Below are 12,529 nucleotides of genomic sequence, written 5' to 3'. Positions count from 1 at the left end.
GGCAAGGGGCGAGCGCCCCGTGCGTCTGTTGGGGGTGGGCTACCGCTTGGCGGAAGAGACCGCTGCCCAGCAGCTCTCGCTGTTTTAATTAGCCTGTTAACCCTTGGGTGGATTGACGGGTTTCAGTGCTCGCGTTAAAACAGACGTATGATAGATAGCGCTTCTTCCCGTTAGCCTAACTGCGAGCCTGCCATGCCTGCCGATGCCACCCAACGCCCCCGCTTAGTGTTTGCCCATGCCAACGGCTTTCCCGGTTTGAGCTACCGCAGCCTGTTAGACCCGCTGGCAGATTCGTTTGATTTACACCCGCTAGATAGGCTAGGCCACCACCCGGATTACCCGGTGAATCACAACTGGGGCAACTTGGTAGAGGAGCTGCTTAGCTACCTCCCCGATACTGACGCGCCGTTGCTGGGCGTGGGGCATTCGCTGGGCGGCACGCTGATGGCCATGGCTGCGGATAAGCAGCCGGAGCGTTTTTGTGGCGTGATTATGCTAGACCCGCCGCTGATGCTGGGGCCAGATGCCTGGGCCATGAAAGCGGCCAAGCGTTTTGGGCTGATGGATCGCATTACGCCGGCGGGTAAAACCAAAGGGCGGCGCAGCGTGTGGCCCAGTCGGGAGGCGATGGCGAACTCGTTACGGCGGCGTGGTTTGTTTCGTGGCTTTACCCCTGAGGCGCTCAACGACTACATTGAAGCAGGCACGCGGCTTTTAGATGACGGTAGCGCCGAGCTGACCTTTGACCCGCGCATCGAGCTGGAGATTTTCCGCCACCTGCCGGATCACCTTTCCAACTTGCCGCAGCGCGTAGGCGTACCCATTCAACTGGTGGCGGGGCAGCAGTCGCACTTGATGACGCCTTCACGGCTCAAGCGCATCGCTCGTCGCGGGCTGCCGGTGAGTATGGTGCCCGGCACACACATGTTCCCGATGGAGCACCCGGAAGAGACGCGCACGGCGATACTGGCCGCGTGGCAGCAGTTTCAAACAGCGTAGCCTTAGAGGCGATGCAGCCATAGAGGCGATGAAGGAGACGATATGTACCTTTCCGTACAGCTGAGCTACTACCCGCTGGCCGATGATTTCAAGCCAGTAGTCAAAGAGGTGGTCAAACGTTTAGAGGCCACCGGGCTGGAAGTTCACCCCAACCGAATGAGCACCCAGGTATTTGGCGAGTTCGATGAGGTGATGGCGGCACTGAGCGAGGTGATGAAGTGGTCGTTCGAAACCCACGGCAAAGCCGTGTTTACGGCTAACTTTTTAGAAGGTGACCGGCGGCCTCGGTAAATAACGCCATCGCGCGTGTGATGTGCTTTATCGCGCTAAAAAAGGCTCAATAACGTGCCCAGCGTTTCCATCCCCCGTTCGCTGCGCTGGGTCCAGGGGTGGCCATAGCTTAAGCGAATGCAGTGGCGAAACTGTTGGGTCGCGGAGAAAATGGGGCCTGGCGCGAGGCTAACGCCATGGTCGAGCGCTGTGCGAAATAGCTGCAGCGAATCCACGTGTTCGGGAAACTCCACCCAAAGGAAATAACCGCCCGCAGGGCGCGTAATGCGCGTATGCGCTGGGAAGTAGCGATCTGCCGCCGCCAGCATACTGGTTTGTTGGGCTTCTAAGGCATGGCGCAGCTTGCGCAAATGGCGGTCGTAGCCTCCGTGTTGTAAGTAGTCAGCAATGGCGGCCTGGGCGGGTATAGAGGGGGAAATGGTGGTCATTAGTTTTAGCCGCGAGATCTCTTGGGCATAACGGCCGCCCGCTACCCAGCCCACCCGATAGCCGGGTGCCAAGCACTTCGAGAAAGAGCTGCAGTGAATCACCAAGCCCTCATCATCAAAGGCCTTAACGGGAGCGGGCGGCGTGCTGCCAAAATAGAGCTCGGCATACACGTCATCCTCTAGCATGGGCACTTGGTGCTGCTTTAATAACTGGTAAAGCACCTGTTTGCGCTCGTTGCTTAGGCTGGCGCCGATGGGGTTCTGCAGGTGGCTCATAAACCAGCAGGCTTTGATGGGCAGCGTCGCTAATCGCTCTGCCAGCACGTCTAGGTCAACCCCTTCCCGAGGGTGAACCGGAATTTCCACCGCGCGCAGTTTGAGCCGCTCCAACACTTGTAGGCTGGCATAAAAAGCAGGTGACTCAACCGCGACCAGATCCCCTGGCTGAGTCACGCACTGTAGGGCTAGATTGAGCGCCTCCATTGCGCCATTGGTAATCACCAGTTCGTCCATCGGCAACTGAATGCCACCCAGCATGTAGCGCAGAGCAATCTGCCGACACAGGTCGGTATGTCCGGTGGTCATATCGGCCACCACCTGTTGGGGCGAAAGCGCCCGCAAGCCACGTGTCATGCTGATACTCAAGCGAGAGAGTGGAAACAGCTCTGGGCTAGGGAAAGCCGAGCCAAAGGGCACCGTTTGATCATCCTGCAGTGAGTCCAGCACCGAGAACACCAGCTCGCTGACCTGCACTTCCGCTGGGTCGGCGGGTTGTAGCGTGACGCGGGGTTCGTTGATCAAGCGCCGTGCGTGTTCACGAACAAAGTAGCCCGAGCGCGCCCGAGCGCTGATAAGCCCCTGGTTTTCCAGTAAGTAGTACGCCTGAAACACTGTCGAGGGGCTAATGCCGTGATGGCGGCTCGCTTGGCGCACTGACGGAATGCGCTCGCCTGGGCCCAGTACGCCTTGGCGAATCAGCGTGGCTATTTCATCGGCAAACTGTTCATAGCGTTTCATGGCATAAACTCGCTGGTGCTTGGCGCGGGTGCTTAGTGGGATCAACAGAATCGATACTCTCAATCAAAAGCATATCAAAACTGATACGGCTTTTTTCTCTAAAACTGCATCTGTTTTAGTGGTTGGCTGGGAGAGCATAGTAGCGGTTCATTCGGTGACGCCCCTCGACCGTATAGATCGCCACTCCCTCTTTTCTGGATATCGGTATGACGCAACGCATTCCACTGCAAGACCTAACCAGCGATGCAGCCGTTGAACACCATTCGCCTCAGGCGAAAACTACGGGTCGCTCGCCATCCACGTCTGGGCATATCTATGTGCGAGAGATACAGGGCTTTTTTCAGCGCATAAGGCGTTATTCCAACTGGCTGCTGATAGCGCTCTATGTGGGCTTGCCATGGCTTCAGTGGGGGGACCGCCCCATGGTGTGGTTTGACCTCTCTGCCCAGGAGTTTCATCTCTTTGCTGCGACGTTTTATCCCCAAGACTTTATTCTACTGACCTGGATTTTGGTGCTGTGCGCGTTTGGTCTGTTTTTGATCACAGTGGCGGCGGGGCGAGTGTGGTGTGGCTATAGCTGCCCGCAAAGCGTATGGACGTTTCTGTTTATTTGGTTTGAGCACCGCCTGGAGGGGCCAAGGCACCGTCGGATACGTCGCGACAACGCATCTAACACGCTGGGGTCGTTATGGCGAAAAGGCGCTAAACATACCGCTTGGCTACTGATTGCGTTGGTAACGGGCGTCACCTTCGTGGGATATTTTACGCCGGTGGGTGGGCTCGTAAGGGATCTATTCAGCTTAGAGGCGCACCCTTGGGCGCTTTTTTGGATCGGTTTTTTTACTCTGTTTACCTACCTGAACGCTGGCTGGTTGCGCCATCAGGTGTGCCTGCACATGTGCCCCTATGCACGCTTTCAGTCGGCCATGTTTGATAGCCATACGCTGATTGTTTCTTACGATCCCGCCCGTGGTGAGCCCCGTCGTGGTCATCGCAAAGAGGTCGCGGAAGCGGCTGCTGGGGACTGTATTGATTGCGAACTGTGCGTTCAGGTGTGCCCCACGGGGATCGATATTCGTGATGGCCTGCAGTATGAGTGTATTGGCTGCGCGGCGTGTATCGATGCCTGCGATAGCGTGATGGCGCGTATCGATAAGCCGCTGGGCCTGATTCGCTACACCACCGAGCGCGCGCTAGAGGGCAAACCTACGCGGTTTTGGCGACCTCAGCTGTTGGCTTATACGGCGGCACTGCTTTCTATGGTGGTTTTGTTGATCGTTTTCTTGAACGCCCGAGTGCCTATTGATGTAGAGGTCGCCCGAGATCGTCAGGCGCTGTTTGAAAGCACGGCCGAGGGGCGCATTATCAACTACTACACCGTGACGCTGCGCAATCAAGATACGAAGGAGCACCAGTACGCGTTGTCCGCCACCGGCTTGCCCGGCCTGCGTTTACAAGGGGCTGACACATTCGTCTTGGCCGCTAATGAAACGAGGCAGTTACGCGTGGCGCTCAATGCTGATGCGTCAGCGCTGACCCAGCCGAGCCACCCGGTGGTGCTGCACATTGTTGCGTTAGATGAGCCTTCGATCTCCTCTAACATCGAAACGCGGTTTTTGGGATCGACCCGTCAGTAAGAGGGAGGCTAAGTGGGTGTGAGTGTGAGGCTAAGTAGATGTGAGGATAAGTAGGAATGAGGATAGATAAATGATAACCGTGCTAATTTTCTTGATGATATTCGTGGGCGTAACAGCCGCTTGGTACCAGATTTACCAAATGCACTTTAATATCAATACGCCTAACGTTGCGAAGCTTTCGGGTAATAAAAGTAGGCAGCTGGATACGCTCACAGCTGCTCAGGAAACGTCGTCGGATGAAGCCGATGCGTCACGCTTTGAAGAGGCAGCAACGCGCATCTTTGGGCGTGGATTTAACATAGACGCCCTTCGCATTGCGTTCTCTCAGGAGGGGCGAGAGGCCTATGGGCTGCCGCTTCTGCGCCGTCAGAGAAAACTCACTCGTCCTTCGTCGCATCAGGCAGGAGAGGGCGGTGTTCGCGTGCGTCATCTGCGGTTGTTCAAGACGCGCTTGCCGTCTATCAACGTCAGGAATGCGTTCATCCTGGCGGTGATCGCAAACTGTGGGTTGGTTCAGCTACTGGCGGCGATGAGTGTGTATACCATTCACTACTCAGTAGACGTGTCGGTCTTAGCGTGGGTTAACCAGCCGTTGATGATTCTATCGGCCATTTGGGGAGTGGTAATCCTGAATGCTCTGATATTTAGATGGGATGCTTACACGCATGATCTTTATCAGATCAGACAGTTGAACCAGCGAACGCCCCTATTCAACTGACAAAATATGATGCATAAAAACGACAACGCCGCCCCATGGGGCGGCGTTGTGGGTGGTGCAGAGCGCTTAGATCAGCGATTCCAGGCAGGATTCGATGATATCCAGGCCTTCGTTCAGCACGTCGTCTTCGATGGTGACCGGCATCAAAAAGCGAATGGTGTTGCCGTACATACCGCAGGACAGCAGGATCAGGCCCTCTTCGCGGGCTTTCTTGCACAGCGCTGCCGCCAATTCCGGGTTCGGCGTGCGGTCGGTTTTGTTGTTGACCAGCTCAAATGCTGCCATTGCGCCCATGTTGCGCACGTGGTCGATGCAATCAAACTTGCCTTGCCACTCGTTGAAGCGCGCGGCCAGTTTGTCGCCCAGCGCCTGGCTCTTCTCAAGGATATTTTCCTCTTCGAAGACTTCCATCACCGCCAGCGCGGCTGCGCAGGCGGTGGGGCTACCGGTGTAGGTGCCGCCCAGGGAGTTCGGGCCAGAGGCGTCCATCACTTTGTCGGTGCCCACGATGGCAGAGATCGGCATGCCGTCGGCCATACTCTTGGCCATGGTCATCATGTCCGGCTCGACGCCGCTGTGCTCAATGGCAAACATCTTGCCGGTACGGCCAAAGCCGGACTGCACTTCGTCGATGATCATCAGCATGCCGTGCTCATCGCAAATTTCGCGAATCTTCTTTAGGAAGCTGGTCGGCGCCGGGTAAAAACCGCCTTCACCCAATACTGGTTCAAGAATGATCGCCGCTGTGTCTTTCGGGTTGGCGTCAGTTTTCAGCGTCATTTTCAGGCCGCGAATCGCTTCGTCTTCGCTGACGCCGTGGTAAGGCACGGGGTAGGGCGCACGGAAGACGGTGCCCGGCATCGGGCCGAAATCGGTTTGGTAAGGGGCAACCTTGCCGTTCATCGCCATGGTGTAGAAAGTACGGCCGTGGTAGCCGCCATCGAAACAGATGACGTTAGAGCGACCGGTAGCGGCGCGGGCGATCTTCACCGCGTTTTCCAGCGCTTCAGCACCGGAATTCGCCAGCATGACTTTGGCGTGACCACGTACAGGGACGATGTGGCTCAGCTTCTCGGCGACTTTAACGTAGCCCTCGTAGGGCATAACCGTTTGGCAGGTGTGCATCACCTTATCCAACTGGGCTTTCACAGCGGCCACGACTTTGGGGTGACGATGCCCCACGTTCAAGACGCCGATACCGCCAGCGAAGTCGATAAAGCGGTTGCCGTCGGCGTCCCAGATCTCAGCGTTTTCGGCGCGGTCCGCAAAAGCGGTGGCGGGGCTTGCAGCGCCCGCCGCGACGTATTTCTGCTTTAGTTCGTTTAGCTCGGCATTGCTCATGACTCAGCTCCTTAAAGGATAGGGTGTAGCTCTAGCATAGTGCGCAATAGCGTTGATCACACTGATGACGATGCGATGACAATTCGATTGCGCCCTGCCTGTTTCGCCTGATACATCGCTTTATCCGCGCGATCAAGCATTCGAGTACTCGACGTTTCAATGTAACACGCGATGCCTGCTGAAAGCGTCACGGTTAGCTGATGCTGAGTGTAGGGCGTTTGCTCGACCTTTTGGCGGATGCGCTCCATGGCCGTATGCGCCGAGTCGGCATCTACCTCCGGCATAATGATCAAAAATTCTTCGCCCCCCAAGCGCACTTGGAAGTCGGTTTCCCGCAGCTGTTGATTGACCACTCGCGTCAGCTCTTGTAGCACGCTGTCACCAGTGCTGTGGCCGTAGGTATCGTTGATGCCCTTAAAGTCATCTAAATCAAACAGCACAATACTGAGCTGGTTACCGTAACGTCGGCAGCGCTCAAGCGCTTCATCCAGCTTGGCCAGCCCCTGGCGGCGGTTGAGAAGTCCAGTCAGCTCATCGTGGTGGGCTAGATACTCCAAGCGCTCGTTGGCCTGCTTTAAGCGCTCTTCAAGCCGTTTGCGGTCAGTGATATCAACAATAAAGGTGACCTTGCGAGAGGCACCGTCGTCACCTTCAATGCGGGCCGCTTCGGCTAAAATGGTGCGAGTTTCGCCGTTTTTACAGCGCACTTCCCACTCTTGGCGCAGCTCCCGGGTTTCATCACCTTGGATAAACTCATCATGCAGCTGGCGCATCTGGGGGCGATACGCTTCTGGCACTACCAGGGTAAAGTGTTGGCCAATCAGATCCTCTTCCTGATAGCCGTAGAATTGGCAGTAGGCAGGGTTGACCATCTCAAAATGCCCGTGAGGGTCGGTAATACAGATCCCCAAAGGCGCTGTCTTGATCACGTTTTCTGTATTGCGCTTGGAACGGTTTACCAGTTGGTAAAGATGATCTGTATTCATATCTGTCATTCAGCTCTCCGAGCTTAGTTGGGCTTCCTTGCGTAATGCTTCCAACAGTGGCGTTAATTCAGTGCCCAATGCGCCAATGGCGGGCTTGGCGTAGAAAAAGCCTTGCTGCCGGGTAATGCCCGCACGGGCAAGCCATAGGGCTTCGGCGCGAGTTTCTACCCCTTCGGCAATCAGCATCATGTCGAGTTCGGCGGCGAGCAGAATAATGGCATTTATCAGAGCTTGGCGGCGGGTGTCGTGGTCGCAGTTCATGACCAATTCTCGGTCGATTTTCAACTTATCGGGGGCGAGATCGGTGAGTAGATCCAGGTTAGCGTAGCCGTTACCAAAGTCGTCGAGGGCGGTTTTAAAGCCCATGGTACGGTAGGCGTCGATGATATTGCACAGGTGCTGTCGATCGCGAACCCGCTCGGTTTCGGTAATCTCAAAAATAAGCTTGTCCGTCGGCCAGCCCACCCGCTGAGAGACTTCGAGCGTCGCTTGAATGCACGCTTCCGGCTCGTAAACCGCATTGGGCAGGAAGTTGATCGACAGATCACTCTCCATGCCCAGTTCGCTGGCAAGCTCAATCGCTTTAACCCGGCAGGCTTGATCAAAACGGTAGAGCAGGTCGTCTGTGACTTGGGAAATCACACACCAGGCAGACTCGCCATTTACTCCCCTCACTAGCGCTTCATGGGTGACTACGCGGGCCTGCGCGACATCCACAATGGGTTGAAACGCCATCGTGAACTCAAAGGGGAGCTCTCCTTCACAGCGTTTACACGTCCCGTTCACCCGTGCGCAGTTACCCATAACGTCTCCTGAAGTGTTCGTTCGCTTGTTTGGCGGAGTTATATTGCACTGTTTAATGAAAAAGTGTGAGTACGTTAGTGTTTTCTAAACAAATTTCACGTTTGAAGGTAGTCGTAGTCTAGCGCTTTGGAGAATTTGTGTATAGGTTTTGTACAAAATGGGGCGCTGTTTAAGCAGGCTGTTTGCAGCCATAAAAAAACGCCCGTCTGGGCGTTTTAAAAGAGTGCTACAAAAAGAGGAGGGTTTAAATAATACCCGCTTGGCGTAGTGCTACGCGTTGCTCGTCAGTGATGCCGATGGCATCCAGCACGCTGTCGGTGTGCTCGCCTAGCGTGGGCGGTGCGGTTTGGGCACTAATGGATTCGCCGTTAATACGAATCGGGTTCGCCACTAAGTGCACTTCCCCCGCTTGGCGATGGGGCAGCGTCTGCTTCAGGCCGCGAGCTTTCACGTGGGGATCGTCAAAGACGCGGTCTAGGGTGTTGATCGGCCCGCTGGGCACGCCTACCGCTTCAAATGCCGAGAGCCACGTATCGGTAGGCTGTGATGCTAGGGCGAGTTCTAATACCGGCACTAGTGTCTCGCGATGCTGGACACGGCTACCGTTGGTGGCAAAGCGTTCATCTTGCGCCAACTGCGGCTGATCGATCACTTGGCAGAAGCGCTTGAACTGCTCGTCGTTGCCTACCGCCACAATCATATGGCCATCCGCCGTGGCAAACGCTTGGTAGGGCACGATATTAGGATGGGCGTTGCCTAACCGCTGAGGCACCTGACCGGAGGTCAGATAGTTAAGCGCCTGGTTCGCCAACACGCCTACCTGAACATCCATCAGAGCCAAATCAATGTGGCAGCCTTCGCCGGTGTCGCGGCGCTGGTAGAGCGCTGCCAGCACTGCGTTGGCGGCATACAAACCGGTAAAGATATCGGTAAACGCCACGCCGCTTTTGACCGGGCCACCGCCGGGTTCACTGTCCGGCTTGCCGGTCAGGCTCATAATGCCGCCCATGGCCTGAATCATAAAGTCGTAGCCCGCCCGGTGGGCGTAGGGGCTTTCCTGGCCAAAGCCGGTAATCGAGCAGTAGATAATGCCGGGGTTTAGCGCCTTTAAACTGGCGTAATCCAGGCCGTACTTCTTTAGCCCGCCGACTTTGAAGTTCTCCAGCACCACATCCGACTGAGCGGCAAGCTGTTTAATCAGCGCTTGGCCTTCGGGCTTGGCCATATCTACCGTCACCGAGCGCTTACCTCGATTGGCGCAAAGGTAGTACGCCGATTCTGTGCTGCCGGAGAGCCAAGGAGGCCCCCAATGGCGCGTGTCATCGCCGCTTTGGGGGCGCTCAATCTTGATCACCTCGGCACCCATGTCGGCCAGCATCTGCCCGCACCAGGGGCCTGCCAGTACCCGAGAGATATCGAGGACTTTGATGCCTGCCAGGGGCTTTGCGGCTGTGCTCATTGGGTGCCTCGTTGCTGGTGATCGATTCGTTGGTATGCGTTAGTCGGTATGGATTAGAAGAAGGACTGAATGCCGGTTTGCGCGCGGCCCAGGATCAGGGCGTGCACATCGTGGGTACCTTCATAGGTATTCACGGACTCCAGGTTCACCATGTGACGAATGACGCCATACTCGTCAGACACGCCGTTACCGCCGTGCATGTCGCGGGAAACGCGGGCGATATCCAGCGCTTTACCGCAGTTGTTGCGCTTGATCAGCGAGATCATTTCCGGTGCCCAGTTGCCGCTGTCCATCAGGCGACCCACCTGCAGGGCGGCTTGAAGGCCCAGGGTGATCTCTGTCTGCATATCGGCCAGCTTCTTCTGGATGAGCTGGTTGGCGGCGAGCGGGCGGCCAAACTGCTTGCGGTCCAGGGTGTACTGGCGGGCGGCGTGCCAGCAGAATTCAGCGGTGCCCATCACGCCCCAGGCAATGCCGTAGCGCGCTTTGTTCAAGCAGCCGAAGGGGCCTTTCAGGCCGCTAACGTTAGGCAGCAGGTTCTCTTCAGGAACGAAGGCGTTGTCCAGCACGATCTCGCCGGTGATAGAGGCACGCAGTGACACTTTGCCTTCGATTTTCGGGGTAGAGAAGCCTTCGGTGCCGCGCTCAACAATAAAGCCTTTAATCTGGTTGTCGTGGGCGGCGGATTTCGCCCATACCACGGCAATATCGGCAATCGGGCTGTTGGTAATCCACATTTTCGCGCCGGTCAGGCGGTAGCCGCCATCCACTTTTTCCGCACGGGTGATCATGGAGCCCGGGTCGGAGCCGTGGTCGGGTTCGGTCAGGCCAAAGCAGCCGACCATCTCGCCGCTGGCAAGCTTGGGCAGGTACTTATGCTTCTGCTCTTCAGAGCCGTAGGCTTCAATGGGGTACATCACCAGCGACGACTGCACGCTCATGGCAGAACGGTAGCCGGAATCGACACGCTCTACTTCGCGGGCAATCAGGCCGTAAGACACGTGGTTCACGCCTGCACCGCCGTACTCCGGGGAAACCGTCGCGCCTAGCAGGCCTAACTCACCCATCTCCGACATGATGTCACGGTCAAAACGTTCTTCACGGAACGCGCTGAGCACGCGTGGCTGCAGGTTTTCCTGGCAGTAGTCATGAGCCGCTTCGCGGATCTGGCGCTCTTCGTCGGTGAGCTGGCTTTCCAGCAGTAGCGGGTCGTCCCAGTTAAAGCGTGTCATAGCGTGAACTCCGAAAGTGATCTTGTTGAGACCAATGTATCGCCGTTATTTAAAAATATCTACATTTTTTTAAAACGCAGAATTTAACGGATGCCTCGCGCTTGAAGTACTCGAGTAATGATCGGCACCGGCGTCATTAGGTGGTCACGCATCAGGTTGGCGGCTTGCTCAGCATTTCGCGCCAGAATCACGTCGACCAGGGCGGCATGCTCTTGGCGTTTGGTTTCAAGGGCTTGAGGCGACATGACGGTCTCTTGCAGCCATAAGTGGCGGTAGCGCTCTACCTGATCAAACAAGGTGTCGCGCATTTGCAGCAGGTGCGGCGAGTTACAGCCACTGGCGATGGCGGTGTGAAATGCTTTATGGCGTAAATCCCAGCCATCCAGCAGCTCATCGGGGGAGCTAACCTCGGTTACCTTGGCTAACCGGTGGGCGGTAGCCAGCACGCTGGCTTCCCAATCGTCATCGCCGCGCTCAATCGCTAAGCGCAAAATTAGCCCTTCTAACTGGGCGCGGGCATCGTAGATATCGTTCAGCTCGGCCAGCGACATCGCCGCCACCCGATAGCCGCGCTGGCTAATCGCTACCACTAAACGGTCGGCCACCAGTTGAGAAAGCGCTTCGCGCAGCGGCCCCGTGCTCACTCCGTAATACTCTTTTAAGCGGCTCATTAAGAGCTTCTCTTCAGGCGCGTAGCGGCCGCGAATGATGTCGTGCTTAAGCGCGTGATAGGCGCTAATCGCGAGGTTTTGGCGCGGCGCATCGTGCTCCATAAGAACTCCTTAGACCAACGTGTTAGACCAATGTAGGGACGTAGCGATCAACGTGAATTAACGGCTATTATCAATAAATTTTGAAAATTTGGCATAGGTAACGACATTCATGTGGGATTTCATCATTGTGGGCGGCGGTATTTTAGGCTTCTCCACCGCCATGCAGCTGCAACAGGCCTACCCGGATAAGCGCCTGCTGGTGGTCGAAAAAGAGTCGGGGGCGGCCCAACACCAAACCGGCCACAACAGCGGGGTAATTCACGCGGGGGTGTACTACACGCCGGGCAGCCTGAAAGCGAAGTTTTGCCTGGAGGGCAACCGCGCCACGCGTGAGTTTTGCGACCAGCACGATGTGCGCTACGACATCTGCGGCAAACTGCTGGTAGCCACCAATGACCTTGAAAAGCAGCGCATGGAAGCATTGTGGGAGCGCACCGCTGCCAACGGGCTGGAGCGTGAGTGGCTGGAAGCCGACGCGCTCAAGGAGCGCGAGCCCAATATCACCGGCGTGGCGGGCATTTTCGTGCCCTCCAGCGGCATCGTGAACTACGCCGAGGTGACCCGTGCCATGGCGGCGGAATTCGAACGCTTGGGTGGTGAGATCCGCTTTGATCACTGCGTGACTGGCCTTGAAGAGCGCACCGATGAGGTGGTGGTGACCACCCAACAAGACACCTTCACGGGGCGCTATCTTGTCACCTGTTCTGGCCTGATGGCGGATCGGGTGATTCGCATGCTGGGCAAAGACCCTGGCTTTACGATTTGCCCGTTTCGTGGGGAGTATTATCTGCTACCCGAGCACCACAACCAGATCGTGAACCACCTGATTTACCCGATTCCTGAC

Annotated in this window: 12 protein-coding genes; 5 read left to right on the top strand and 7 right to left on the bottom strand. The window is 56.5% G+C overall.

All coding sequences use genetic code 11. The features are described 5' to 3' along the window. Positions 1-192: 192 nt before the first annotated feature. Both BIS10_RS12995 and BIS10_RS12990 read left to right on the top strand, forming a co-directional pair. Positions 193-999 (top strand): alpha/beta fold hydrolase, encoded by an 807-nt coding sequence (locus tag BIS10_RS12995; RefSeq protein ID WP_253505803.1) that lies wholly within the window; start codon positions 193-195, stop codon positions 997-999. A gap of 42 nt (positions 1,000-1,041) precedes the next feature. Beyond that, entirely contained in the window at positions 1,042-1,290 is a 249-nt protein-coding gene (locus tag BIS10_RS12990; RefSeq protein ID WP_133730807.1) for a YkoF family thiamine/hydroxymethylpyrimidine-binding protein, read from the top strand. Between the two features lie 35 nt (positions 1,291-1,325). On the opposite strand, the gene mapR is transcribed toward BIS10_RS12990, so the two are convergent. Then, complete coding sequence (gene mapR, locus BIS10_RS12985) at positions 1,326-2,735, bottom strand: GntR family transcriptional regulator MpaR (RefSeq protein ID WP_253505801.1); 1,410 nt, start codon at positions 2,733-2,735, stop codon at positions 1,326-1,328. Positions 2,736-2,941: 206 nt separating this feature from the next. Here mapR and ccoG point away from each other — a divergent pair, with 206 nt between their 5' ends. After that, positions 2,942-4,372 (top strand): cytochrome c oxidase accessory protein CcoG, encoded by a 1,431-nt coding sequence (ccoG, locus tag BIS10_RS12980; protein WP_253505799.1) that lies wholly within the window; start codon positions 2,942-2,944, stop codon positions 4,370-4,372. A 70-nt stretch (positions 4,373-4,442) separates the two neighbouring features. Continuing rightward, positions 4,443-5,090 carry a hypothetical protein gene (locus tag BIS10_RS12975; RefSeq protein WP_083025273.1) on the top strand — a complete coding sequence of 216 codons (648 nt, stop codon included), beginning with the start codon at positions 4,443-4,445 and terminating at the stop codon, positions 5,088-5,090. 66 nt (positions 5,091-5,156) lie between these two features. Here BIS10_RS12975 and gabT read toward each other — a convergent pair whose 3' ends face one another. From gabT to csiR, 6 genes are all read right to left on the bottom strand, one after another. Continuing rightward, positions 5,157-6,431, bottom strand: a complete 1,275-nt coding sequence (gabT, locus tag BIS10_RS12970) for a 4-aminobutyrate--2-oxoglutarate transaminase (RefSeq protein ID WP_044628888.1) — start codon at positions 6,429-6,431, stop codon at positions 5,157-5,159. Between the two features lie 56 nt (positions 6,432-6,487). Beyond that, a complete protein-coding gene (locus BIS10_RS12965; RefSeq protein ID WP_083025274.1) occupies positions 6,488-7,426 on the bottom strand; it encodes a sensor domain-containing diguanylate cyclase in 939 nt (312 codons plus the stop codon). Continuing rightward, complete coding sequence (locus BIS10_RS12960; RefSeq protein WP_083025275.1) at positions 7,427-8,221, bottom strand: EAL domain-containing protein; 795 nt, start codon at positions 8,219-8,221, stop codon at positions 7,427-7,429. A gap of 244 nt (positions 8,222-8,465) precedes the next feature. Then, the gene (locus BIS10_RS12955; RefSeq protein WP_253505797.1) at positions 8,466-9,680 is read right to left on the bottom strand and encodes a CaiB/BaiF CoA-transferase family protein; all 1,215 of its coding nucleotides are present in this window, start codon (positions 9,678-9,680) and stop codon (positions 8,466-8,468) included. 53 nt (positions 9,681-9,733) lie between these two features. Then, the gene (locus BIS10_RS12950) at positions 9,734-10,912 is read right to left on the bottom strand and encodes an acyl-CoA dehydrogenase (protein WP_253505795.1); all 1,179 of its coding nucleotides are present in this window, start codon (positions 10,910-10,912) and stop codon (positions 9,734-9,736) included. An 83-nt stretch (positions 10,913-10,995) separates the two neighbouring features. Then, entirely contained in the window at positions 10,996-11,685 is a 690-nt protein-coding gene (gene csiR / locus BIS10_RS12945) for a DNA-binding transcriptional regulator CsiR (protein ID WP_083023694.1), read from the bottom strand. A 109-nt stretch (positions 11,686-11,794) separates the two neighbouring features. On the opposite strand from csiR, the gene lhgO reads away from it, so the two are divergent. Next, on the top strand, positions 11,795-12,529 hold a 735-nt coding region (gene lhgO / locus BIS10_RS12940), incomplete at its 3' end, for an L-2-hydroxyglutarate oxidase (protein WP_253505793.1).

This window comes from Halomonas sp. 707B3 (genome assembly GCF_024158645.1).
GTDB lineage: Bacteria > Pseudomonadota > Gammaproteobacteria > Pseudomonadales > Halomonadaceae > Vreelandella > Vreelandella lionensis.
Note: the sequence above shows the minus strand (reverse complement) of the source record. Positions and strands in the feature narration are given on the sequence as shown.

Coding starts and splice junctions, on each gene's coding strand:
- BIS10_RS12995 (WP_253505803.1), top strand. CDS start 193: ATGCCTGCCGATGCCACCCAACGCCCCCGCTTAGTGTTTGCCCATGCC.
- BIS10_RS12955 (WP_253505797.1), bottom strand. CDS start 9,680: ATGAGCACAGCCGCAAAGCCCCTGGCAGGCATCAAAGTCCTCGATATC.
- ccoG (WP_253505799.1), top strand. CDS start 2,942: ATGACGCAACGCATTCCACTGCAAGACCTAACCAGCGATGCAGCCGTT.
- BIS10_RS12950 (WP_253505795.1), bottom strand. CDS start 10,912: ATGACACGCTTTAACTGGGACGACCCGCTACTGCTGGAAAGCCAGCTC.
- csiR (WP_083023694.1), bottom strand. CDS start 11,685: ATGGAGCACGATGCGCCGCGCCAAAACCTCGCGATTAGCGCCTATCAC.
- BIS10_RS12975 (WP_083025273.1), top strand. CDS start 4,443: ATGATAACCGTGCTAATTTTCTTGATGATATTCGTGGGCGTAACAGCC.
- BIS10_RS12990 (WP_133730807.1), top strand. CDS start 1,042: ATGTACCTTTCCGTACAGCTGAGCTACTACCCGCTGGCCGATGATTTC.
- mapR (WP_253505801.1), bottom strand. CDS start 2,735: ATGAAACGCTATGAACAGTTTGCCGATGAAATAGCCACGCTGATTCGC.
- BIS10_RS12965 (WP_083025274.1), bottom strand. CDS start 7,426: ATGACAGATATGAATACAGATCATCTTTACCAACTGGTAAACCGTTCC.
- BIS10_RS12960 (WP_083025275.1), bottom strand. CDS start 8,221: ATGGGTAACTGCGCACGGGTGAACGGGACGTGTAAACGCTGTGAAGGA.
- gabT (WP_044628888.1), bottom strand. CDS start 6,431: ATGAGCAATGCCGAGCTAAACGAACTAAAGCAGAAATACGTCGCGGCG.